Source organism: Paracoccus albicereus, from assembly GCF_024359525.1.
Classification (GTDB): domain Bacteria; phylum Pseudomonadota; class Alphaproteobacteria; order Rhodobacterales; family Rhodobacteraceae; genus Paracoccus; species Paracoccus albicereus.
In genome coordinates, this window is record NZ_JAKZEU010000001.1 from 112225 (window position 1) to 134399 (window position 22175).

The window sequence follows — 22175 nt, forward strand, 5'->3', positions numbered from 1 at the left end:
CAGAGCGGCGAGGACGGGCCCCGCCTCCTCGCGCGTGACGAGACCCTTGATGCCAACCCACGCGTCGGGTTTCAGTTCCAGCCCCAGCACCCGGTCGGGATTGGTCGGCGGCGGCATCTCGACGTCATCCAGCCGCGAAAAACCAAAACGCGAATAATAGGGCGCGTCACCCACCAGCATCACGCGCGACCAGCCCAGCGTTCGTGCCCGGGTCAGACTGTCGCGCATGAGCAGCCCGCCAAGGCCCTCGCCCTGCGCGGTCGGGTGGACCGCGACCGGCCCCAGCAGCAGGGCCGTCGCCTCGCCCACGCGCACCGGCCAGTAACGGATCGCAGCCAGCATGGTGTTGTACTGATCGCGCAGCACCAGACACAGATCCGCCACCTTCGGCACGCCGTCGCGCAGACGGTACGACGACAGCGCGGTACGGCCCGGCGCGAAGCACAGGTCATAAAGCGCCTCGACCTCGTAGGTGTCGGCGTCGGTCTCGGGGCAGATTTCGAACATCGCGCCTCTCGTCTTCGGGCGGGTCCTAGCACGGTGGCGCGCCAAGGGGGAATTGCGTAACGCGCCACGGTGCGGCAGGTTGCAGCCGGACCCAACAAGCGAGGCGCCATGTTCTACCGACCCGAAAACGGCCATGGCATGCCGCACAACCCTTTTAATGCCATCGTCGCCCCGCGGCCGATCGGCTGGATATCGACCCGCGGCGCAAAGGGCGACAATCTGGCGCCCTATTCCTTCTTCAACGCGGTGGCCTACGTGCCACCACAGGTGATGTTCGCCTCGACCTCGGCCAAACCCGACCGGCCCGGCACGAAGGACAGCGTGGCGCAGATCGTCGAAAGCGACGTCTTCTGCGTCAACATCGCAACCGGCGCGATGCGCGAAGCGGTCAATGCCTCCTCGGCCCCTCTGCCTGCCGGTCAGAGCGAGTTCGAGGCCTGCGGCATCGCCGCCGCCGAATGCGAAACCATCGACTGCCCACGCGTTGCGGATGCGGCGGCAAATCTTGAATGCCGCCTGCTGCGCGTGGTGCCCTTGGCGGGACAGGCGAATTTCGCCGTCTTTGGCGTCGTGACCGGCGTTCATATCCGCGACGAATTCATCAAGGATGGCCGGTTCGATCTGCACGAGGCCGGCTGGATCGCGCGCCTTGGCTACCTGGATTTCGCTGCCGTCCACGACACGTTCGAGATGGAGCGTCCGCGATGAGCCAAACGGTCAAGGATTATATCCGCACGATCGCGGACTTCCCGCATGAAGGGATCATGTTTCGCGACGTGACGACGCTGTTCGCGGACGCGCGCGGCTTCCGCATGGCCATCGACCAGATGCTGCATCCCTATGCGGGCGAACGCATCGACAAGGTCGTCGGGCTGGAGGCGCGCGGGTTCATTTTGGGTGGCGCCATCGCGCACCAGCTATCGACCGGCTTCGTGCCAATCCGCAAGAAGGGCAAGCTGCCCGGCCCGGTGATCTCTGAAGCCTATGCGTTGGAATATGGCGAGGCGGTGATGGAGGTGCACGACGATGCCCTGAAGCCAGGAGAGCGGGTCTTGATCGTCGACGATCTTCTTGCGACCGGAGGCACCGCCGAAGCGGGGATCAAACTGTGTCGCCGGATGGGCGCCGAGGTGATCGGCTGCGCTTTCGTGATCGACCTGCCTGACCTCGGCGGAAACGCCAAGCTGCAGGCGCTTGGGATGCCGGTCCACGTGCTTTGCAGCTTCGAGGGCGATTAGGCCCGTCGCTGGTCGCGGCAGACTAGGCCCGCAACACTGCGCCGGGATTCATGATCCCGAGCGGGTCCAGCGCGGACTTGATCGCGCGCATTGCGGCCAGCCGTGCCGGATCGCCCCATCGTTCCAGATCGCCGACCTTCAAGCGTCCGACCCCATGTTCGGCCGAAAAGCTGCCGCCTCGCGCGACGGCGAGTTCGTGGACCAACCGGGAAAGACCGGCGCGCTGATCGTCGTAATCCGCGCGGCTTCGTCCCTCGGCCGGAAACAGATTGTAGTGCAGGTTGCCGTCGCCCAGATGGCCGAAACAGTTCACGCGGACGTTGCGATCCGCCAGTTGCGCGCCAGCCTCTTCAATGAAGCCTGCAACTTCTGAGAGCGGAAGCGAAATGTCGTGACTGGCGACCGCGCCGATCTTGCGGTTCGCCTCGGGGATCGATTCGCGGACATTCCAGAAATCCGCGGCTTGCTGCTCGCTCTGCGCGATCAGCCCATCATCGACCAGACCGGCTTCGGCCGCCTCGATGAAAAGATTTTCCAGCGCGCTTGCCGCTTCCAGACCCTCGGGCAGCCCGACATCGATCAGAACCATCCATTCTGGCGGCTCGGCGAAGGGCAATCGGACCTGCGGCATCGTTTCTGCCAGAAAGCGCATTCCCTGTCCCGAGATCAGCTCGAACGCGCTGACGCAGCCTGCCATCCTGGCTTGCGCGCGCGACAGCAGCTCAAGGGCCGCCTCCGGACCCTCGACCGCCATCAATGCCGTCCCGGTGCTGGCGGGGATGGCCTCCATGACAAGCGAGGCGGCGGTGATGATGCCCAGAGTGCCTTCAGCGCCGATCAGCAGGTCGCGGATCGAATAGCCGGTATTGTCCTTCCGAAGCCGCGGCAGGCTGCGGATGACCGACCCGTCGGGCATTACAGCCTCGATCCCCAGACACAAGGCGCGGGTATTGCCATAGCGCAGCACGTTGACGCCGCCCGCATTGACCGCAAGACAGCCGCCGATCTGAGCGGTTCCTTGTGCGGCCAGAGACAGCGGAAACAGGCGGCCGACGTCCGCGGCTGCGTCGCGCAGAGATTGCAGGGTCACGCCGGCCTCGGCGATCACGACGTTCTCGTCCGGATGGATCGCGCGGATCGCGGTCATCCGTTCCATTGACAGGATCAGCGGCAGAGCGCCGTCCGGCAGCACCTGACCCGCGACCAGTCCGGTACCGCCGCCGCGCGGGACGATCGGAACACGGGCGTCGGCACAGGCGCGAACGACCGCCGCAACTTCATCCGCGTCCCGGGGCGCTGCGACCAGACCGGCCGTCCCCTTCCAGCGGTCGCGCGGCTCATCCAGATAGGCCGGTGCAACGTCGCGCAACACACCTTCCGGCAGCCGCGCTGCCAGCCGTTCGTCCGCCGAATTCAGCATTGTCTTCCCTTCGTCTTCGCGTCTCAGCGCGTTTCGGTGCGTCCGCGACGATCGCTGCGCAGGTTCGCGTAAAGAACGTGATTGCGCCACCGCCCATTGATCTGCAGATAGCTTTGCGCCACGCCCTCGTACTTGAAACCCGCCCGTTCCAGAACCCCACGCGATGCGGTGTTTTCGGGCAGGCAGGCCGCTTCGATCCGGCTTAGATCCAGCACGGTGAAGGCATGATGGACCACCGCCCCGATCGCTTCGCGCATGAAGCCCTGCCGTGCGAAGGGTGCGCCGATCCAGTAACCGATCGTTCCCGATTGCGCCGGTCCCCGCCGGATGTTGTCCAGCGTGATCGCCCCCAGCAACACGCCATCGCGGCGCAGCAGGAACAGGGGCAGCGCGGTGCCGCCCCGGCTGGCACGCGCAGCCCAGTAGACACGGTGGGTGAAGCTTTTCTTCGACAGGTGATCGTTGGCCCAGACAGGTTCCCACGGGGTCAGAAACGCGCGGCTTTCACGACGCAGGTTGACCCAGGGGGCGAGGTCTTCGTGGGCAGGCAGGCGCAGAACCATCCGCTCGGTTTCCAGCCGAACGGGGGAGCGGCGCCAGAACATCATGCAGCGAGTCTTTCCGCCAGCGCCTCGCGCTTTGGCGCCCGCGACACCGGGCCGTATAGCGCCAGCGCCGGTTGCGCACCTTCGATCAGCCGCTGCGCGTGGTCCAGGACCTCGGTCGGTGTGACGGCCGCGATGCGTTCGGCAACCTCGGCCGGATCGGGCACGCGGCCCCAGATGGCAAGGCTGCGTGCCAGACGTTCGGCCTGACCCGAGCAGCTCTCCAGCCCCATCAGCATCCCTGCGCGCAATTGCGCCTTGGCACGCTCGATTTCTGCCGCGCTCATGTCGCCTGCAGCGCGCTTCATCTCGTCGATGGTCAAGTTCGCCAGATCGGCCACCTGATCGCCGCCGGTGCCCGCATAGATCGTCAGCATCCCGGTATCGTCATGAAAACCCGACTGCGCGAAGATCGTGTAGCAGAGGCCGCGTTCCTCGCGGATCTTCTGGAACAGGCGCGATGACATGCCCCCGCCTAGTGCACCCGAAAAGATCTGCGCGGCGTAGAAGTCGTCGGACAAGAAGCCCGGCCCTTCCAGCGCGAGCGCGAAATGGGCCTGTTCAAGCTTCTTCTGGCGCCGCGTTTCCGCCCCGAGCCACCGTGCGCTTTCGCGCGGCGCTGCCGGAAGCGGTTTCAGGTGCCCGAACGCCGCTTCGGCCAGGCGAACGATGTGGTCGTGATCGACCGCCCCGGCGGCCGAGACGATCATCTCACCCGGCCCGTAATGTTCGGCCACGAACCGCGCCAAATCATCGCGCGAGAAGCTGCGTACGCGGTCCGCCGGACCCAGGATCGTGCGACCGATGGCCTGGTCTGGATAGGCCGCTTCCTGCAGCCAGTCGAAAATCACGTCGTCTGGTGTGTCCAGCGCCTGACCGATTTCCTGCAGGATTACCCCGCGCTCGACTTCGATTTCTCGCTGATCGAAGACCGGGTTCAGCACGATGTCCGAGATGACGTCGAAGGCGAGGTCTAGATCGGCGGTCAGGACCCGCGCGTAGTAGGCCGTGACATCGCGCGAGGTGTACGCGTTCAGATAGCCGCCCACATCCTCGATCGCCTCAGCGATCTGAATTGCGCTGCGCTTCTTGGTGCCCTTGAAGGCCATGTGTTCCAGAAAATGCGCGATGCCGTTCTGTTCCAGACGCTCGTCGCGCCCGCCGGCGCCGACCCAGATCCCGAACGCTGCCGAGTGCAGGCCGGGCATGTGACGCGTGATGACGCGCAAGCCGTTCGGCAGCGTCGTCAGGCGGGTGGCAGGGTCACTGATGATGGCGTTCACGCGGTCCTCCGGTCAAGGATCAGCGATTTAATCGCCTCGCCGTCGTTTTCAACCCGCGTCACACGCTCTGGCAGGTCGAAGATCGCGGCCATATGGGGCGGCAGTGGCGGACGCTGACCGACCGCAGCCTCGACGGCATCGGGAAACTTGGCCGGATGCGCGGTCGCCAGCGTGATCATCGGCACACCCGGTTCCAGATGCTCGCGGGCGACCTTGATGCCGACTGCGGTGTGCGGGCAGACGATCTGACCCGTCTCTGCCCGAACCGTCGCGATCATGGACGAGGTTTCTTCCTCCGACGCCCGACCCGAGCCGTATTGCTCGCGCAGCGCCTGCAGCGCCCCTTGGCTGATCGTGAATCCGCCCGATTTCAGCTCATCCATCAACTGGCGGATCGCCGCCGCATCGCCGCCATAGGCGAAATACAGCGCGCGTTCGAAATTGGAACTGACCTGGATGTCCATGCTGGGGCTGATGGTGGGATAGACCTCGCCAAGCTGGTGTTCGCCCGTGGACAGTGCGCGGTGCAGGATGTCGTTGCGGTTGGTCGCGGCGATCATGCGCCGGATCGGCACGCCCATCTGGCGCGCGATGGATCCGGCAAAGATGTCGCCGAAATTTCCCGTCGGCACGGTGAAATCGACGGCGCGGTGAGGGGCGCCCAGGCTGACGGCGGCGGTGACATAATAGACGATCTGCGCCAGAACCCGGCCCCAGTTGATGCTGTTCACGCCAGCAAGCCCGACCTCGTCGCGAAAGTCGTGATCGTTGAACAGGTCCTTCAGCCGCGCTTGGCAATCGTCGAAATGGCCTGTGACCGCCAGCGCGTGGACATTGTCGTTGTCTGGCGTCGTCATCTGCCGGCGCTGCACCTCGCTGACGCGACCATGCGGATACATGATGAACACGTCGACATTCGGCAGGCCGCGGAATGCTTCGATGGCGGCGCTTCCCGTGTCGCCCGAGGTCGCGCCAAGGATGGTGACCCGCTGGCCTGACCGTTCCAGTGCGATCTGGAACAGCTGCCCGATCAGTTGCATCGCGAAATCCTTGAACGCGAGCGTCGGGCCGTGGAAAAGCTCCAGCAGATGATGGCTGGGGGCCAGTTGGGTCAGCGGCGCGCGGGCGACATGGCCGAAGCCTTCGTAGGCCCGCGCAATCGCGCCCCGCAACTCGCTGTCGGAAAAGCTTTCCCCCAGGAATGGACGGATCACCCGAAATGCGGCGTATTCGTAGGACAGCCCCTCGAACGTGGTGAGGTCGTCCAGAGCAGGGACATGCTCGGGCAGATACAACCCGCCGTCACGCGCGAGACCGGTCAGCATCGCCTGTTCGAAATTCAGCACCGGGGCCTCGCCCCGGGTCGAGACGTAACGCATCGTCTGCCCTTCAGTAAGTCCGCTGCCTGATACGCCAGATGAGCGCGACTGTCATCCCTGCCCAGACCGCCGCAATCATGAACCATTGCACGGCATAACTGAGGTGGTTGTTGGGGATGCCCTCGATCCCGATCGGGATCGGTTCGACACCCTGTGCGTCACCCTCGACCGCACGCGCAACGACAAGGATCGGTTCGGTCCCCAACGCCTCGGCCATCGCGGGCACGTCGCGGGCGAACCAGATATTCTCGGTCATGTTGGGGTCCGGCGTCGCGCTGCCCTTCTCGTCCGGCCAGTGCAGGTTTCCCTGCACCGTCAGGCGGACGGGCGGACGGTCCGCGTGGCGGGCTTCCTGCGGGACATAGCCGCGGTCCAGCATGATCCGCCGCCCATCATCGGTGACAAAGCCCGACACGATCTGATAGCCGCCACCCTGCGCCTTGGTGCTGGACAGGATGTCGATCTCTTCGCCGGTCGTCGTCCCCGCGACCGTCACGGGGTCGTATTTCATCGACGGATCGACCTCGGCCGGTAAGGGGACGGCGGCTGCGTCGATACGCGACTGGATCTGGGCCAGAAGCTCCTCTTTCCATTCCATCCGCTGAAGCTGCCAAATGCCGAGCGCGATCAGAATGGCGCAACCCACGACGCCAATCAGCAGGGGTCCGATATAGCGCTTCATTCAGTCAGGCTCGCCATTCCAGGTGCGAACGTGGTCCGGGATCACGATCCCCGGCAGCTTCTCGGCAACCCAGATATGGGCGGCGTTCGTCAGATCGACCGGATGGTCGAGTGAGCCGCCCTTGATCGACATCGTCTCGCCCCTTGGTTCGTTGACGTGCCAGATACGTGTTCCGCAATCGGGGCAGAACGCACATTCCAGACGCTTGCCGCTGCCTGTCGGCCGTGTCCAGGTCCGAACCTCTCCGCGGGTCAGCGACACTGCGGCGGGGGGAACGATCACCGAGATCCCGAAGGCTGACGCCGATTGCGCGCGGCACTCGGTGCAATGACAGCAATAGGTCCGGATCGGGTCAGCATCGACCTGATAGCGGACCGCGCCGCACTGGCATCTCCCTGTCAGCATCCTGCACCTCCAAAGAAAAACGCGCGGGCCGATGACCCGCGCGTCGCTGTGACATCGATCGCGGGCTCAGCGGCCCCAGATATAGATCGAGAAGAACAGGAACAACCAGACCACGTCGACGAAGTGCCAATACCAGGCGGCAGCTTCGAAGCCGACATGCTGTTCCTGGCTCATCTGGCCGCGCAGGAAGCGGAACAGGCAGACGGCGAGGAAGATCGTCCCGATGATGACATGCGCGCCGTGGAAACCCGTCGCCATGAAGAAGACGCCACCATAGACGGTATCGGACAGACCGAACGCGGCATGGCTGTATTCGTAGGCCTGCAGGACCGTGAAGAACGCACCCAGCACGATCGCAACGATCAGGCCACGGATCACGGTCTTGCGGTCGTTCTCATGCACCAGGGCGTGGTGTGCCCAGGTCACCGCAACGCCCGACAGCAGCAGGACCAGCGTGTTGATCAGCGGCAGGTGCCACGGATCGAAGGTCGCGATCCCCTCCGGCGGCCAGACGCCATCCTTGATCGGGCTTTCGGGGCCCATCGGATACATCGCGTTCTTGAAGAAGGCCCAGAACCACGCGACGAAGAACATCACTTCCGAGGTGATGAACAGGATGAAGCCGTATTGCAGACCGATCCGCACGACCGGCGTGTGGTCGCCCATCTCGCCTTCGTGGATCACGTCGGCCCACCAGCTGTACATCACGTACAGCACGCCGACGAGGCCCATGAGGAACAGCCAGGGTCCGCTGACCGGCAGCAGCCACAGGTGCACCTCGCCGGAATGCATCCAGCCGACGGCGCCGTAAAGCATCAGGAAGGCTGCGATCGCACCGAGGAACGGCCAAACCGAGGGGTGGAGGATGTGGTAGTCGTGATTCTTCGCGTGTGCCATTGCGCCTCTCGCCTTGTCCCTCGTCAGGTCAGTTTACGGCCGTGTCCGCGGGCGCGTCCAGCGCGGCCTGCTTCGGTTCGGTCCTGTGGAATGTGTAGCTCAGCGTGATGTCACGGACCCAGCCGGCGTCGCGGTCGTCCACGATATCGGGATCGACGTAGAACGTCACCGGCATCTCGACCCGCTCGCCCGGCTGCAAGGTCTGCTCCTCGAAACAGAAGCACTGGATCTTGTCGAAATAGTAGCCGGCGACTTCGGGGGCGACGTTGTAGCTGGCCGTGCCCGTGATCGGCTCGTCACTGTTGTTGACCGCCTCGTAAAAGGCGAGGCCCGTCTCGCCGATGCGGATTTCCATCACCGTTTCCATCGGACGGAAGGTCCATTCCAGGTTCTTGTCGGTGTTCGCATCGAAGCGCACGCGAACGACCTCGTCCAGGACGGTGTCGGACTCAGCCTCGGCCCGCTGGGTGGTGCCGCCAAAGCCCGTCACCGAGCAGAACCAGTTGTAGAATGGCACTGCGGCCCAGGCCATGGCGCCCATGAAAACGACGACGCCGACCAGCATCGTCACGGTCCTGGTCTCGCGTTTCATTGTTCGACCTCCGTTGCCGGTTGCGGTTCAGGCTGCTCGATCGGCAGGACAGAGGTCCGCGTCTGGTGATCGAAGCCCTCCATCAGATCGCCCTGCTGAACCTTGACCACCGACAGCGCGAAGATCAAAGCCACGAAGCCGATCAGCACCAGCGCCACGCCGACATTGCGCGACCGGCGGCGACGGTGGAGTTCATGATGCTGACCGATCGCCATCACCATCCCCCCAACCCGTGCTGAATCAGCAGCGCGAGGAAGTGCAGGAACGTGTAATACAGCGACAGGCGGAAATAGCGCTTCTCGACCGCGTAGCCATCTGCGGCAGCGGTCGTGTCGCTGCGGCGCAGGATGCGCCATCCGCCATGGATGAACAGCGCGTTCAGAACCAGGGCGACGGCCAGATACAGCGGCCCGCCGACCGAGGTGAAGCCTAGCCAGATCGCGAAGGGCGCGAGCACAAGCGTGTAGGCGAAGATGTGGCGGCGGGTGGACGTGCGGCCGTGCGTGACCGTCAGCATCGGGACGCCCGCATCGCGGTAATCGTCCTTCATGAACAGCGCGAGCGCCCAGAAATGCGGCGGCGTCCAGAAGAAGATCAGCGCGAACATCAATAGAGATTCGATGCTGATGCCGCCGGTGGCACAAGCCCAGCCGATCATCGGGGGCAGCGCGCCAGCGGCCCCGCCGATGACGATGTTCTGCGGCGTCGAGCGTTTCAGCCAGATTGTGTAGACCACGGCATAGAAGAAGATGGTGAAGGCCAGCAGTCCTGCCGCAACCCAGTTCGCGGCCAGACCCAGCATCATCACCGACACGCCCGATAGCGCGAGCCCAAGACCAAGCGCGTCGCCCGGCTTGACCAGCCCCGCCGGGATAGGGCGCGAGGCGGTGCGGCGCATCACGCTGTCGATATCGGCGTCATACCACATGTTCAGCGCGCCGGAGGCACCTCCGCCAAGGGCGATGAACAGGACGGAACAGAACGCGATGACCGGATGGACCGGAACGGGCGCAACCCACAAGCCGACAAAGGCGGTGAAGACGACCAGCGACATCACGCGCGGCTTCAGAAGTGCGACGAAATCGCCGAACTCCGCCTCGGGTGCGGGCGCATCTATCTGGGTCGTGGCCATCGCTCGCTTCGCGTCCCCGATCAGTTGCCGGTCGCTGCGGCGGGTTCCTCGGCCGCGGGTTCGGTCGCAGGCGCTTCAGCCGCGGGGGCGTCGGTCGCTGCCGCTTCACCGGCCGCTTCCGGCTCGGTCGCGGCACCCTGCACGGCGGAGGGCTGCGCTGTCGCCGCTTCGGCGTCGGCAGCGGTCGATTCAGCGGCTGCACCTTCTTCGGTAGCCGGCTGCGCTGTGGCTTCATCCGCCGCTGCCTCTTCGGCAGCAGGCTGCTCTACAGCAGGTTCTTCAGCTGCAGTAGCTTCGTCGCTAGCCGGCGCCTCTTCGGCAGCCGGCGTTTCTTCGGCGGCCGGCGCCTCGTCGGCGGCCGGTGCTTCTCCGGCGGACGGCTCGGTTGCGGCAGCACCTTCTACCGGTGCGGACTCCTGGGCAGCCTGTTCTGCCGCATCTTCGGCAGCGGGCTCATCCGAACCCGGCGCATCGGTCGCGGCATCCTCGGCCGCAGCTTCCGGTGCCTCACCCTCGGCGGCCGCCACCTCGGTCTCGCCGCCCATCGTGCCACCCTGTTCGGCGACCCAGGCCGCGTAACGCTCGGGCGCCACGGCTTTCACGACGATCGGCATATACGCGTGGTTGATCCCGCACAGTTCCGAACACTGGCCGAAATAGACGCCTTCCTTTTCGACGTTAAACCAGGCTTGAGCGATCCGGCCGGGGACCGCATCCTGCTTCACCGCGAATGCGGGAATGGTCCAGGAGTGGATGACGTCGTTCGCGGTGACCTGCAGCAGCACGTCCTGACCCGTTGGCACGACGACAGCGGTGTCGGTCGCCAGCAGATATTCGTCTTCGGCATAGCCGTATTCCGCCAGCTCGTCCTCGGCCAGCATCAGCGAATCGAAGGCGAGACCATTCTCGGGATATTCATACGACCAGTACCACTGGTTGCCGATCGCCTTGATGACGACATCAGGATCTTCCGGCATTTCCTGCGAGTAGAACAACCGCGGCAGCGAGAAGACACCGATCACGATCAGGATCAGGACCGGGATCAGCGTCCAGGCGATCTCCACCGGGGTGTTGTGAGTGAACCGCGCCGGAACCGGGTTCGAGCGGCTGTTGTAGCGAAAGATCACGATCGCCAGCAGTGCGATGACGAAAATCGTGATGATCGTGATGATGATCAGCACGAAATGGTCCAGCCATTGCTGCTGGTGGGCCAGTTCGGTCACCGGCTCCTGAAAGCCCATCCCGCGCGCGTGCGGCTTGCCGATCGTGGGAAGGTCGCCCAGCGCATCCTGTGCCAGGGCCATGCCCGATGCCAACAGAGAGGACGCCATCGCGACCCCCGCAAAAAGCCTCCGGTGCATGTTCGCAATCGCCATTCTTCCATCCCGTCTCTAAACGCGCGCAGGGCGCTGTCGCACGTTGGGATAGGCCGCCAAAGCCGCCTCTTTCCCTTGCCCAATGATCGCTCTAAGACCATATCTCGCTACGCCCGGCAAGTCATTCGTCGGTTTTAAGCATTCAAACCTTTCGATCCGAGGAAGCGACCGATGACGCGGACGACGTTCCAGCCCTTTGAAGACATGCTCGATCAGGATCAGGCGCAGACGATCCTTCGCAAGGCGGTCGCGGGCGCGGACGATGGCGAGCTGTTTCTGGAACGCACCGTGTCGGAATCGCTGGTGTTCGATGACGGGCGGCTGCGCAATTCGGGCTACACCGCCGGCCAGGGTTTCGGTCTGCGCGCGGTTCGCGGCGAAACCACGGGCTACGCGCATTCGACCGAGATCACGTTGCCCGCGCTGCATCGCGCCGCTGAAACCGCCCGGCTTGCGGTGGGACAGGGTGGCGGCATCGCGGCCGAGGCACCGGCGATGCGGGGCGGCTCGCTTTACATGGACGCCGACCCGGCAGAGGGGATCGGGATCGCGAACCGGATCGAGTTGCTGCGCGAGATCGATGCCTATGCCCGCGCGGCAGACCCGCGCGTGGTGCAGGTTTCCGTGTCGATGGCATCGAGTTTGCAAGAAATCGTGATCCTGCGCCCCGAGGGCGGGCTGGTCACCGATATCCGCCCGATGGCGCGGCTGAATGTCAGTGTGATCGTGGAAAACAACGACCGCCGCGAATCGGGCAGCAGCGGTGGTGGCGGGCGCGTCTCGCTCGCCGGACTGATGGAGACCGCGCATTGGCGCGCGCAGGTGGACGAGGCGCTGCGCATTGCGTTGGTGAACCTGCGGTCCGTCGCGGCGCCTGCCGGCGTCATGGACGTGGTGCTTGGTCCCGGCTGGCCCGGCATCCTGCTGCACGAGGCGGTGGGCCACGGGCTGGAAGGCGATTTCAACCGCAAGCGCGCCAGCGCCTTCGCCGGCCTGATGGGCCAGAGGGTCGCAGCGCCCGGCGTGACCGTGGTCGATGACGGCACCATCCCCGATCGGCGCGGCAGCATCAGCGTGGATGACGAGGGCACCCCGCCCGCCCGCAACGTGCTGATAGAGGACGGTATCCTGGTTGGCTACATGCAGGATCGCCAGAACGCGCGGCTGATGGGCGTGTCGCCGACCGGGAACGGCCGGCGAGAAAGTTTCGCCCATGCGCCGATGCCGCGGATGACCAACACCTACATGCCAGGCGGCGACGCCGATCCGGCCGCCATCTTGGCTGACCTCAAGGACGGGGTCTATGCGACCGGATTCGGTGGCGGTCAGGTCGACATCACCAATGGCAAGTTCGTGTTTTCATGCACCGAGGCCTACCGCGTGAAGAACGGACAGGTCGGCGATCCGATTCGCGGGGCGACCCTGATCGGCGACGGCGCGACCGCGCTGCAGCAGATCCGCGCGATCGGAAACGACATGACCCTGGATCCGGGTATCGGCAATTGCGGCAAGCAGGGGCAGTGGGTTCCGGTTGGTGTCGGCCAACCGACCCTGATGATCGGCGGACTGACGGTCGGCGGTTCGGCGGCCTGAGCGCAAGAATTTTCAGCTCCACCCGGATCGCGCCTGCTTCCGGTAACCGCTTGTTAACCATTGGGCTGCTAGCTTTGCGTCTGGATGAGGCGAGGTCAGCATGGATACCGGGATTTTTTCTTTCGGCACCCCCAAAACCCCACCCACCACGAAGGAAGACGATCTCACCTGTCTTCGTCTCATCCGCTCTCGCCGTGTAGGTCCGACGACCTTCTATCGGCTCATCGCCGAACACGGCAGTCTGGCCGCCTCGCTTGACGCACTCCCCGGCATCGCGCAGGCCGCCGGAATCGAGGATTACGCCCCCTGCTCGACCGCCACGGCCGAGGCCGAACTGCGGGCGGGCCAGCGCGCCGGCGCCCGGCTGCTGCGGTTCGATCACCCCGATTATCCCGATCAGTTGCGACAGATCGACGACGCGCCCCCGGTTCTCTGGCTGCGCGGCGATCCTGCGCGGTTGAAAGACCAGCCACTCGCGGTGATCGGCGCGCGCAACGCCTCGTCCTTGGGGCTTCGGATGGCGCGCGGGATGGCGGCTGCCTTGGGCGAGGCGGGACATGTTGTCGTCTCAGGCCTCGCACGCGGGATCGACACCGCCGCCCACAATGCCAGCCTGCCCACGGGCACCGTCGCCGTCATGGCCGGTGGTATCGACGTGATCTATCCGGCCGAAAACGCCGTTCTCGCCGCGCAGATCGCCGAAAAGGGCGCGCTGCTGAGCGAGCTTCCTCCGGGGACCGAGCCGATGGCGCGGCATTTCCCGATGCGCAACCGTATCATCAGCGGGCTGGCCCAGGCCGTGATCGTGATCGAGGCGGCGCACCGTTCGGGCAGCCTGCTGACTGCGAAGAACGCGCTGGATCAGGGGCGTGAGGTGATGGCGGTTCCGGGCCACCCGATGGATGCGCGGGCCGCCGGTTGCAACGCGTTGATCCGCGACGGCGCGACCCTTGTGCGCAGCGCGCAGGACGTCATTGCAGCCGTCGCGGCGCGCACCGAACCCGCCACGGCCGACACACGGCCAGAGCCGGTTGCTAAACCGGCACGTCCAAGAATCGATCAGCGCGAACTCGAGGCTGCAATCCTCGCCCGCCTCTCGCCCAGCCCGACCGAGGAAGATCTTCTGATCCGCGATCTGGGCCTGTCGGCGGCGGTGCTGAACCCCGCGATCCAGGCGTTGGAACTGCAGGGCCGCCTGACGCGATTGGCGGGCGGACGGCTGGCGCTGACCTGACGGCGAAGTCCCTGCCCTGACCTCGGCGTTATCGAAGCGGGGCATCCTGGCAAGGATCCGCGGCGCGCCATCGCCGGTTGACACCCCGCGCGGCGCTGCCCATGTTCCGCGACCAAATCCTTCGCAGCCCGAGAACCCCATGCCCGTCGTCGTCGTCGAATCCCCGGCCAAGGCCAAGACCATCGAGAAATATCTCGGCGGCGACTACCGCGTGCTGGCAAGCTTCGGCCATGTCCGCGACCTGCCGCCCAAGGATGGCAGCGTCGATCCCGACGCCGATTTCGCGATGAAATGGGAGGTGGCGTCAGACAGCAAGAAGCATCTCAAGGCGATCAAGGATGCGCTGAAGGACGACCAGAACCTCATCCTCGCCACCGACCCGGACCGTGAGGGCGAGGCGATTTCGTGGCACCTGCTGGAGGCCCTTGCACCCGCGCTGAAGAAGGGGAGCGAGGTCAACCGCGTCACCTTCAACGCGATCACCAAGTCGGCCGTCACCGACGCGATGAAGCAGCCGCGCCAGATCGATCAGGCGCTGGTCGATGCCTATCTGGCCCGCCGCGCGCTGGATTACCTTGTGGGCTTCAACCTCTCGCCCGTCCTGTGGCGCAAGCTGCCCGGCGCCAAGTCGGCGGGCCGCGTGCAGTCCGTCTGCCTGCGCCTGATTGTCGATCGCGAGATGGAGATCGAGGCGTTCAAGCCGCGCGAATACTGGTCGGTCCATGCCCGCCTTGCGACGCCGGGCGGCGAGGAATACGACGCGACGCTGACGTCATATCAGGGCAAGAAGCTCGACCGCTACGATCTTGCCGATGCCGAGGATGCCGCGATGGCCGTCAGCGCGGTCGCCAGCCGCGACCTGACCGTGACCGAGGTTTCGGCCAAGCCCGCCAGCCGCAACCCGTGGCCGCCCTTCATGACCTCGACCCTGCAGCAGGAAGCCAGCCGCAAGCTGGGCATGGGCGCGCGGGCCTGCATGTCCACCGCCCAGCGGCTCTATGAGGCGGGGCTGATCACCTACATGCGGACCGACGGCATCGACATGGCGCCCGAGGCGGTGATGGCTGCCCGCGACGCGATCAAGGCCAAGTTCGGCGACAAATACCTGCCCTCCAGTCCGCGCATGTACAAGAACAAGGCCAAAAACGCGCAGGAGGCGCATGAATGCATCCGGCCCACGGACATGATGGCCTCGCCCGACAAGATTCGGGTCAGCGCGGATGATCAGCGGAAGCTCTATGACCTGATCTGGAAGCGCACCATCGCAAGCCAGATGGAAGCCGCCCGGATGGAGCGGACCACCGTCGAGATCGGCAGCCGCGACGGCCAGGTCGGCCTGCGCGCCACGGGCCAGGTGATGCTTTTCGACGGCTTCCTGAAGGTCTACGACCAGGGGCGCGACGACGACGAGGGCGAGGATGGCCGCCGGCTACCCGCCATCACTCAGGGCGAAGCGGCCCGGAAGGTGGGCAAGGCCTTTTCCGCCGAATTGGCCAAGGCGCGCGAAAAGGGTGGCGACAGCCCCGATGCTCCCGGACTGACGACCGCACCCGGCACGCTGGCCAGTACTGGCGAAGATACCGCCGCGCGCCAGCATTTCACCCAGCCCCCGCCGCGTTATACCGAGGCGACGCTGGTCAAGCGCATGGAAGAACTGGGCATCGGTCGCCCCTCGACCTATGCCAGCATCGTGACAACGATCCAGGACCGCGATTACGTCCGCAAGGATCAGAACCGTCTGATCCCCGAAGACAAGGGCCGGTTGGTCACGATCTTCCTAACCGAGTATTTCCCGCGCTACGTCAGCTACGATTTCACCGCGGATCTGGAGAACGAGCTGGACGAGATCAGCGCCGGCGACCTGATGTGGCGCGACGTGCTGGGCCGGTTCTGGCGCGACTTTACCAAGGCGCTGGACGGGACCAGCGAGTTGCGCATCACCGAGGTGCTGGAAGCGATCGACGAGGCGCTGGCGCCGCATCTGTATCCGGCCCGCCTCGATGGCGGCGATCCGCGCGAATGTCCGCTGTGCCATCAGGGCCGTCTGAACCTCAAGACCGCCCGTTCGGGCGGCGCCTTCATCGGCTGTTCGCGCTATCCCGAATGCCGCTTCACGCGGCCGCTCTCGGCACCCGATGGCGAGGAGGCGGTGGGCGATCGCGTGCTGGGAGACGATGCCGGGGAGCAGATCAGCCTCAAGAACGGTCGCTTCGGTCCCTACGTGCAGCGCGGCGAGCCGACCGAAGACCAGCCGAAACCGCCGCGCGCCAGTATCCCAAAGGGATGGGACGCGAACGCGGTCGATCTGGAACAGGCGCTGAAGCTGCTGGCATTGCCGCGAGAGATCGGGCCGCATCCCGATGACGGCGTGATGATCGAGGCCGGGATTGGTCGCTACGGTCCCTATGTGAAGCACGATCGCAAATACGCGAACCTGCCCGAGGTGGACGAGGTCTTCACCATCGGCATGAACCGCGCGGTCGAGGTGCTGGCCGCCAAACCGACCCGAGGCCGCGCGGCTGCCGCCGAGCCGTTGAAGCAGTTGGGCGACCATCCTGACGGTGGCGCCGTTGCGGTGATGAACGGACGCTACGGGCCCTATGTCAAATGGGACAAGGTCAACGCGACCCTGCCCCGTGATCTGGACCCGGCCGACATCACGCTGGACAAGGCGCTGGAACTGATTTCCGCAAAGGCGGCGAAGAAGGGCGGCAAGAAAGCCGCGTCGAAGCCTGCTGCGGCGAAGAAACCGGCCGCGAAGAAAACCGCTGCCAAGAAGACGGCGGCGAAAAAGCCGGCCGCCAAGAAACCCGCCGCGAAAAAAGCCTCTACGAAGAAGGCGGCCGAAGACTAGTCGCCTCGCGCCACAAGCCCGAATCACCTTGCGTCTGCAGCCTTTCCCGCTATAAGGCCGCATCCTTCCGCAGATTTGCGAAACCGGCGAAGCCTCTCGTGGCGGGGCGCGGAAGGGTTTTCGACCCGCCTATGAAGCCGCCCGAAACGTGAGAAAGGATCGCCATGCCGCTTTACGAGCATGTGCTGATCGCCCGCCAGGACCTGTCGAACACGCAGGCCGAAGGGCTGATCGAACATTTCTCGACCGTGCTGTCCGACAATGGCGGCAAGGTCGTGGACAACGAATATTGGGGTGTCCGCACCCTCGCCTACAAGATTAACAAGAACCGCAAGGGCCACTACGCCTACCTGCGCTCGGACTCGCCGTCCGATGCCGTGCAGGAAATGGAGCGTCTGGCGCGTCTGCATGACGACGTGATGCGGGTCATGACCATCCGCGTGGACGAGCACGAGGAAGGTCCCTCGATCCAGATGCAGAAGCGCGAAGAGCGTGGCGACCGCGGTGATCGCGGCGACCGCCGCCGCGACCGCAACTGATCGGAAAGGCATAGAACATGGCAACGAAACCGTTTTTCCGCCGCCGCAAGGTCTGCCCGTTCTCGGGCGACAACGCGCCCCGGATCGACTACAAGGACACCCGTCTGCTGCAGCGCTACATCAGCGAACGCGGCAAGATCGTGCCCTCGCGCATCACCGCCGTCTCGGCCAAGAAGCAGCGTGAACTCGCGCGCGCCATCAAGCGTGCCCGGTTCCTCGCGCTCCTTCCCTACGCCGTGAAGTAAGGAGGACCGATCATGCAAGTCATCCTGCTGGAACGCGTGGCCAAACTGGGCCAGATGGGCGAAGTGGTGAAGGTGAAAGAGGGCTACGCCCGCAACTACCTTCTGCCGCAGGGCAAGGCGCTGCGCGCCAGCCAGTCGAACATCGATGCCTTCGAGGCTCAGAAGGCCGACCGTCAGGCCCGCAACGACGAATCCCGTGCAGAGGCGGAAAAGGCCGCCAAGACGCTGGACGGCGAGCGCTTCGTCATCATCCGCTCGGCGTCCGACGCAGGCGCGCTGTACGGCTCGGTCACCCCGCGTGACGTCGAGGCGGTGGCGGCCGAAGCCGGTCACACGATCAGCCGCAAGCAGATCGTTCTGGGCAACCCAATCAAGGAACTGGGTCTGCACGACATCGCCGTCGTCCTGCACCCCGAGGTCGAGGCGACCGTGACCCTGAACATCGCGCGCTCGACCGAAGAGGCCGAGCTGCAGGCACAGGGCAAGTCGATCCAGGATCTGGCCGCCGAGGCCGATGCCGAGGCTGAGTTCGAGATCGCCGAGCTGTTCGACGACATTGGCTCCGCCGGCGCCGACGATCTGGAAGAAGCCACGCCCTCGCGCAACACGGACGACGACGACCGCTGAGGCCTTCGGGCCGTCGCGATCGCGATCATGAACCGCGCCGGGCGACCGGCGCGGTTTTTCCATACAGGGCCGCGCATGATCGACATGCATAAACGCCATTTGACGTGGCGCCGGCGGCGTGGAACGACAGGATTGATGTCGGTCCGAAACCGAAACGGGGAGAGACGATGAGTGATGCGCTGAGCCGGCTTCTTGCGGACCGCGACTGGCTGCTCGCCGATGGGGCGACCGGCACCAACCTCTTCAACATGGGTCTGGAATCGGGCGAACCGCCCGAATTGTGGAATGTCGATGAGCCCGAAAAAATTCGCACGCTCTATCGCGGCGCGGTCGAGGCGGGGTCCGACATCTTCCTGACCAACAGCTTCGGCGGCAATGCCAGCCGTCTGAAGCTGCACAATGCGCAGGATCGCGTGCGCGAGCTGAACCGGATCGCCGCCGAGCTTGGTCGAGAGATCGCCGACAAGGCCGGTCGCCCCGTCGTGCTCGCCGGCAGCGTCGGTCCGACCGGCGAGATCATGGCGCCGATGGGTAGCCTGACCCATAACGCTGCCGTCGAGATGTTCCACGAACAGGCCGAGGGTCTGAAAGAGGGTGGAGCCGACGTTCTGTGGATCGAGACGATCAGCGCACCCGAGGAATACAAGGCCGCAGCCGAGGCCGCCGATCTGGCCGGGATGCCCTGGTGCGGCACGATGAGCTTCGATACTGCCGGGCGCACCATGATGGGCGTCACCTCTGCACAGATGTCGGCCATGGTGGAAAAGCTGAAGAACCCGCCGGTCGCTTACGGCGCCAATTGCGGCGTCGGCGCGGCGGATCTGCTGCGCACGGTTACGGGCTTCGTCGCCTCGGGCAACGAGCGTCCGATCATCGCCAAGGGCAATGCGGGGATTCCGCGCTTTCAGGACGGGCATATCCACTATGACGGCACGCCCGACCTGATGGCGGATTATGCCGTCCTCGCCCGCGACCTGGGCGTTCGGATCATCGGCGGTTGCTGCGGTACCATGCCCGACCATCTGCGCGCGATGCGCGAGGCACTGGAAACGCGGCCGCGGGGCGAGCGGCCGACGCTGGACGAGATCGCGACCAAGCTTGGCGGTTTTTCCTCGGCCAGCGACGGGACCGATGGCGAGGGACCGACCCGGGAACGGCGCGGACGTCGACGCGGCTAGGGCCGTACCCAGTCCGGGGCGAAGACGACGTCGTCGGCCCCGGCCAGATGACGAACGCGGTCCAGTTCCGCCGATAGCCCGGCGACGCGGCCCTTGCCCATCATGACGCCCGGCTCTGGCCAGAACGCGCGAACGGCCAGCGTGCGGCCGTCGCGCTTGACGTCCAGCCGACCGATGACTCGGTCGCCCTGCATGACCGGAAAGACGTAGTAGCCATAGGTGCGCTGCGCCTCTGGGACGAAAATCTCGATGCGGAAGTGAAAGCCGAACAGGCGATACGCACGGTTGCGGTCTCGCAGTGCCGGATCGAAGGGTGAGAGCAGGCGCACACGGTTCGCCGGCTCGGGCAGGTTCTGCGCCTGTGCCAGGATCGCTTCGGTCGTCACGCTGCGACGGCGGCTGCCATCCGCCATCTCTACGTCCACGGCGATGACCCGCCCGGCGGCCAGCGCGGCGGCGCACCAATCCTTCGCCTCGGCCGGTGTGACGATGGCGAAGAAAGCGGCCAGTTCACCGCTTGTCGCGAAGCCAAGCCTTTCCAGCGCCGCCATCATCGCCCAGTCGATGATTTCGGCATCCTCGTGATGGGTCGATAAGACATCGGCAGGGATCACCCGTTCGGCGAGGTCGTAGTATTTCCGAAAATCCGAACGGTGGCAGATCGCCAGTTTTCCCGATCGCCACAGGAATTCCAGCGCGGTCTTCGACGGATGCCACTCCCACCAGCCCGATGATCCCTTGGGCTCGTCGCCGCCCACGTCCAGAGAGGAAGCCGGCCCGTGGGCCGCAACGTGGTCGAGGACCTTGTGAACCTCTGCGTCCCAGCCTTCTCCCTGCCAAGCGGGCCAGCGCTGCCGCATCCGTGCCTCGTCGCGGGCGAATTTCAGCCGCCACATCGGATAGAACCGCATCGGAATGACCGATGCGTCATGCGTCCAGTGTTCGAACGCGGATCGGTCGTGAGAGACCAGGCGCGACAGTGCCTTCGGGCGGTAGCGTCCGCGCCGCGACCACAGGATCAGGTCATGCGCGCGCGCCAGCGTGTTGACGCTATCCACCTGCACGAAGCCCAGATCGTTCAGCACGCCCTGCAGATCGTCGCCCCGCCCGCTCCCGGTGCTAGGTCGAAGCAAAAGATGCCGATCTAGGAACAGATGGCGGGCGGTTCGATTGTCGAGGATCGGGCGCATGGGGCCACCTTAACGGCGTCTCGGCGACGTGACAGGGGTCAGAACAGGGCCAGCTGGTCGCCGGCCTTCGCGGGCGGGCCAAATCGGCTGCAATCCAACGCAGCGGTCCCGGTCTGGTAGCCGAGCCGTTGCTTGGCCAGGCGAAACCGCTTGTGTATCAGCTCGACCTCGATCCCCTCGCCCTTCATTCGGCTACCGAAGTTCGGATCGTTGTCGCGACCACCCCGCATCGACTGCACACGCCGCATGATATGGGCGGCCTTGCCCGGATGGTGCCGCTCCAGCCAGTCGCGAAACAGGGGCGCGACCTCGTGCGGCAAGCGCAATGGAATCATGCTGGCAGTCGTCGCCCCGGCCTCACGCGCGGCCTGCAGAATCGCCTCGATCTCGGGCTCGTTCAGCACCGGGACGATCGGCGCCACCATGACCCTGGTGGGCACTCCCGCAGCAGCCAGTTCACGGATCATCCGCAGCCGCGTTCCCGGCGCAGGCGCGCGCGGCTCCATCGCGCGGGCCAAGGCCGGATCCAGTGAAGTCAGCGACACGCCGGCCATCGCCATACCCTTGGCTGCAAGCTCCGCCCACAGGTGCACGTCGCGCAACACCAACTGCCCGCGCGTGACCAGCGTGATCGGATGGTTCCAGTCCGACAGCACGCGCAGGATCTGAGGCATGATCCGGTATCTGGCCTCGGCCGGCTGATAGGGATCAGTGTTCGTGCCAAGCGCGATGGGTGCCACCTTATAGGATGGCTTGCCGATCTCACGTTCAAGAAGCTTCGCCGCGTCAGGCTTGGCGGCGATCTTCGTTTCGAAATCGAGCCCCGGCGACAGGCCCAGATAGGAATGTGTCGGACGCGCGAAGCAATAGATGCAACCGTGTTCGCAACCCCGATAAGGGTTGATCGAACGGTCGAACGGCACGTCCGGGCTGGCATTGCGGGTGATGATCGCGCGGGGCCGTTCCTCGGTGATCTCAGTCCGCAGCAGATGCTGTTCGTCGTCCAGATCCCAGCCATCCGATTCACGCTCGGACCGCAGCGGTTCGAACCGGCCTGCAGGCCGTGTATCGGCACCACGAGCCTTCAGACGCTCATCAGGATTGCGAGGCGGCAGCATAGTCCAAATTTAGAACAGAGAGAGAACATTGGCCAGCGATTCGATTCTGCCGTCGCGCATTTGCGCGCCGATGTCGGATTC

The 22175-nt window shown here is 65.1% G+C and carries 21 protein-coding genes and 2 pseudogenes; 9 read left to right on the forward strand and 14 right to left on the reverse strand.

Going from position 1 to position 22175, the window contains the following annotated elements:
• Positions 1–24: 24 nt before the first annotated feature.
• Positions 25–507: pseudogene (locus MLD63_RS00570) on the reverse strand (GNAT family N-acetyltransferase); the annotation flags it as partial.
• Between the two features lie 108 nt (positions 508–615).
• On the opposite strand from MLD63_RS00570, the gene MLD63_RS00575 reads away from it, so the two are divergent.
• Both MLD63_RS00575 and MLD63_RS00580 read left to right on the forward strand, forming a co-directional pair.
• Complete coding sequence (locus tag MLD63_RS00575; protein WP_255327894.1) at positions 616–1215, forward strand: flavin reductase family protein; 600 nt, start codon at positions 616–618, stop codon at positions 1213–1215.
• Positions 1212–1745, forward strand: coding sequence for an adenine phosphoribosyltransferase (locus MLD63_RS00580; protein WP_255327895.1), 534 nt, complete (start codon positions 1212–1214; stop codon positions 1743–1745). Before MLD63_RS00575 ends, MLD63_RS00580 begins: the two co-directional genes overlap by 4 nt.
• A 22-nt stretch (positions 1746–1767) precedes the next feature.
• On the opposite strand, the gene MLD63_RS00585 is transcribed toward MLD63_RS00580, so the two are convergent.
• The 11 genes and pseudogenes from MLD63_RS00585 to coxB form a co-directional block, all read right to left on the reverse strand.
• Positions 1768–3165, reverse strand: a complete 1398-nt coding sequence (locus MLD63_RS00585) for an FAD-binding oxidoreductase (protein WP_255327896.1) — start codon at positions 3163–3165, stop codon at positions 1768–1770.
• Between the two features lie 23 nt (positions 3166–3188).
• Positions 3189–3770, reverse strand: coding sequence for a GNAT family N-acetyltransferase (locus MLD63_RS00590; protein ID WP_255328466.1), 582 nt, complete (start codon positions 3768–3770; stop codon positions 3189–3191).
• Positions 3770–4978 (reverse strand): M16 family metallopeptidase, encoded by a 1209-nt coding sequence (locus MLD63_RS00595; protein WP_439957614.1) that lies wholly within the window; start codon positions 4976–4978, stop codon positions 3770–3772. The genes MLD63_RS00590 and MLD63_RS00595 overlap by 1 nt, the downstream gene beginning before the upstream one ends.
• A 71-nt stretch (positions 4979–5049) precedes the next feature.
• On the reverse strand, positions 5050–6432 hold the full coding sequence (gene thrC / locus MLD63_RS00600) for a threonine synthase (protein WP_255327898.1): 1383 nt from the start codon (positions 6430–6432) through the stop codon (positions 5050–5052).
• Positions 6433–6442: 10 nt separating this feature from the next.
• Positions 6443–7114, reverse strand: a complete 672-nt coding sequence (locus MLD63_RS00605; RefSeq protein WP_255327899.1) for an SURF1 family protein — start codon at positions 7112–7114, stop codon at positions 6443–6445.
• Complete coding sequence (locus MLD63_RS00610) at positions 7115–7519, reverse strand: GFA family protein (RefSeq protein ID WP_255327900.1); 405 nt, start codon at positions 7517–7519, stop codon at positions 7115–7117.
• Between the two features lie 66 nt (positions 7520–7585).
• Positions 7586–8416 (reverse strand): cytochrome c oxidase subunit 3, encoded by an 831-nt coding sequence (locus MLD63_RS00615; RefSeq protein ID WP_255327901.1) that lies wholly within the window; start codon positions 8414–8416, stop codon positions 7586–7588.
• Positions 8417–8444: 28 nt separating this feature from the next.
• On the reverse strand, positions 8445–9008 hold the full coding sequence (locus tag MLD63_RS00620) for a cytochrome c oxidase assembly protein (RefSeq protein WP_255327902.1): 564 nt from the start codon (positions 9006–9008) through the stop codon (positions 8445–8447).
• Positions 9005–9223: a cytochrome c oxidase system small membrane protein gene (locus tag MLD63_RS00625; RefSeq protein WP_255327903.1), complete on the reverse strand. Its 219-nt coding sequence runs from the start codon at positions 9221–9223 to the stop codon at positions 9005–9007. Before MLD63_RS00625 ends, MLD63_RS00620 begins: the two co-directional genes overlap by 4 nt.
• On the reverse strand, positions 9223–10140 hold the full coding sequence (gene cyoE / locus MLD63_RS00630; RefSeq protein WP_255327904.1) for a heme o synthase: 918 nt from the start codon (positions 10138–10140) through the stop codon (positions 9223–9225). Before cyoE ends, MLD63_RS00625 begins: the two co-directional genes overlap by 1 nt.
• A 518-nt stretch (positions 10141–10658) precedes the next feature.
• Positions 10659–11516 (reverse strand): annotated as a pseudogene (gene coxB / locus MLD63_RS00635) (cytochrome c oxidase subunit II); the annotation flags it as partial.
• A gap of 171 nt (positions 11517–11687) precedes the next feature.
• On the opposite strand from coxB, the gene tldD reads away from it, so the two are divergent.
• The 7 genes from tldD (at position 11688) to bmt (ending at position 19786) form a co-directional block, all read left to right on the forward strand.
• Positions 11688–13109 (forward strand): metalloprotease TldD, encoded by a 1422-nt coding sequence (gene tldD, locus MLD63_RS00640; RefSeq protein ID WP_255327905.1) that lies wholly within the window; start codon positions 11688–11690, stop codon positions 13107–13109.
• Between the two features lie 100 nt (positions 13110–13209).
• Positions 13210–14343, forward strand: a complete 1134-nt coding sequence (gene dprA, locus MLD63_RS00645) for a DNA-processing protein DprA (RefSeq protein ID WP_255327906.1) — start codon at positions 13210–13212, stop codon at positions 14341–14343.
• 139 nt (positions 14344–14482) lie between these two features.
• Complete coding sequence (gene topA / locus MLD63_RS00650) at positions 14483–17197, forward strand: type I DNA topoisomerase (protein ID WP_255327907.1); 2715 nt, start codon at positions 14483–14485, stop codon at positions 17195–17197.
• Positions 17198–17361: 164 nt separating this feature from the next.
• Positions 17362–17736 carry a 30S ribosomal protein S6 gene (gene rpsF / locus MLD63_RS00655; RefSeq protein ID WP_255327908.1) on the forward strand — a complete coding sequence of 125 codons (375 nt, stop codon included), beginning with the start codon at positions 17362–17364 and terminating at the stop codon, positions 17734–17736.
• Positions 17737–17753: 17 nt separating this feature from the next.
• Positions 17754–17981, forward strand: a complete 228-nt coding sequence (rpsR, locus tag MLD63_RS00660; RefSeq protein ID WP_255327909.1) for a 30S ribosomal protein S18 — start codon at positions 17754–17756, stop codon at positions 17979–17981.
• 12 nt (positions 17982–17993) lie between these two features.
• Complete coding sequence (gene rplI / locus MLD63_RS00665) at positions 17994–18608, forward strand: 50S ribosomal protein L9 (RefSeq protein ID WP_255327910.1); 615 nt, start codon at positions 17994–17996, stop codon at positions 18606–18608.
• 167 nt (positions 18609–18775) lie between these two features.
• Complete coding sequence (bmt, locus tag MLD63_RS00670; protein WP_255327911.1) at positions 18776–19786, forward strand: betaine--homocysteine S-methyltransferase; 1011 nt, start codon at positions 18776–18778, stop codon at positions 19784–19786.
• Here bmt and MLD63_RS00675 read toward each other — a convergent pair.
• Positions 19783–20976, reverse strand: coding sequence for a winged helix-turn-helix domain-containing protein (locus tag MLD63_RS00675; protein WP_255327912.1), 1194 nt, complete (start codon positions 20974–20976; stop codon positions 19783–19785). The two genes, bmt and MLD63_RS00675, sit on opposite strands and share 4 nt — an antisense overlap.
• 38 nt (positions 20977–21014) lie before the next feature.
• On the reverse strand, positions 21015–22094 hold the full coding sequence (locus MLD63_RS00680) for a PA0069 family radical SAM protein (RefSeq protein WP_255327913.1): 1080 nt from the start codon (positions 22092–22094) through the stop codon (positions 21015–21017).
• Positions 22095–22175 lie beyond the last annotated feature (81 nt).

What these genes read in the sequence shown, in the direction of transcription:
- MLD63_RS00680 (WP_255327913.1), bottom strand. Translation starts at nt 22,094, where the DNA reads ATGCTGCCGCCTCGCAATCCTGATGAGCGTCTGAAGGCTCGTGGTGCC.
- MLD63_RS00625 (WP_255327903.1), bottom strand. Translation starts at nt 9,223, where the DNA reads ATGGCGATCGGTCAGCATCATGAACTCCACCGTCGCCGCCGGTCGCGC.
- MLD63_RS00590 (WP_255328466.1), bottom strand. Translation starts at nt 3,770, where the DNA reads ATGTTCTGGCGCCGCTCCCCCGTTCGGCTGGAAACCGAGCGGATGGTT.
- MLD63_RS00615 (WP_255327901.1), bottom strand. Translation starts at nt 8,416, where the DNA reads ATGGCACACGCGAAGAATCACGACTACCACATCCTCCACCCCTCGGTT.
- tldD (WP_255327905.1), top strand. Translation starts at nt 11,688, where the DNA reads ATGACGCGGACGACGTTCCAGCCCTTTGAAGACATGCTCGATCAGGAT.
- cyoE (WP_255327904.1), bottom strand. Translation starts at nt 10,140, where the DNA reads ATGGCCACGACCCAGATAGATGCGCCCGCACCCGAGGCGGAGTTCGGC.
- MLD63_RS00585 (WP_255327896.1), bottom strand. Translation starts at nt 3,165, where the DNA reads ATGCTGAATTCGGCGGACGAACGGCTGGCAGCGCGGCTGCCGGAAGGT.
- MLD63_RS00580 (WP_255327895.1), top strand. Translation starts at nt 1,212, where the DNA reads ATGAGCCAAACGGTCAAGGATTATATCCGCACGATCGCGGACTTCCCG.
- MLD63_RS00575 (WP_255327894.1), top strand. Translation starts at nt 616, where the DNA reads ATGTTCTACCGACCCGAAAACGGCCATGGCATGCCGCACAACCCTTTT.
- MLD63_RS00595 (WP_439957614.1), bottom strand. Translation starts at nt 4,978, where the DNA reads ATGCCCGGCCTGCACTCGGCAGCGTTCGGGATCTGGGTCGGCGCCGGC.
- thrC (WP_255327898.1), bottom strand. Translation starts at nt 6,432, where the DNA reads ATGCGTTACGTCTCGACCCGGGGCGAGGCCCCGGTGCTGAATTTCGAA.
- MLD63_RS00610 (WP_255327900.1), bottom strand. Translation starts at nt 7,519, where the DNA reads ATGCTGACAGGGAGATGCCAGTGCGGCGCGGTCCGCTATCAGGTCGAT.
- rpsF (WP_255327908.1), top strand. Translation starts at nt 17,362, where the DNA reads ATGCCGCTTTACGAGCATGTGCTGATCGCCCGCCAGGACCTGTCGAAC.
- MLD63_RS00675 (WP_255327912.1), bottom strand. Translation starts at nt 20,976, where the DNA reads ATGCGCCCGATCCTCGACAATCGAACCGCCCGCCATCTGTTCCTAGAT.
- rpsR (WP_255327909.1), top strand. Translation starts at nt 17,754, where the DNA reads ATGGCAACGAAACCGTTTTTCCGCCGCCGCAAGGTCTGCCCGTTCTCG.
- MLD63_RS00605 (WP_255327899.1), bottom strand. Translation starts at nt 7,114, where the DNA reads ATGAAGCGCTATATCGGACCCCTGCTGATTGGCGTCGTGGGTTGCGCC.
- topA (WP_255327907.1), top strand. Translation starts at nt 14,483, where the DNA reads ATGCCCGTCGTCGTCGTCGAATCCCCGGCCAAGGCCAAGACCATCGAG.
- rplI (WP_255327910.1), top strand. Translation starts at nt 17,994, where the DNA reads ATGCAAGTCATCCTGCTGGAACGCGTGGCCAAACTGGGCCAGATGGGC.
- bmt (WP_255327911.1), top strand. Translation starts at nt 18,776, where the DNA reads ATGAGTGATGCGCTGAGCCGGCTTCTTGCGGACCGCGACTGGCTGCTC.
- dprA (WP_255327906.1), top strand. Translation starts at nt 13,210, where the DNA reads ATGGATACCGGGATTTTTTCTTTCGGCACCCCCAAAACCCCACCCACC.
- MLD63_RS00620 (WP_255327902.1), bottom strand. Translation starts at nt 9,008, where the DNA reads ATGAAACGCGAGACCAGGACCGTGACGATGCTGGTCGGCGTCGTCGTT.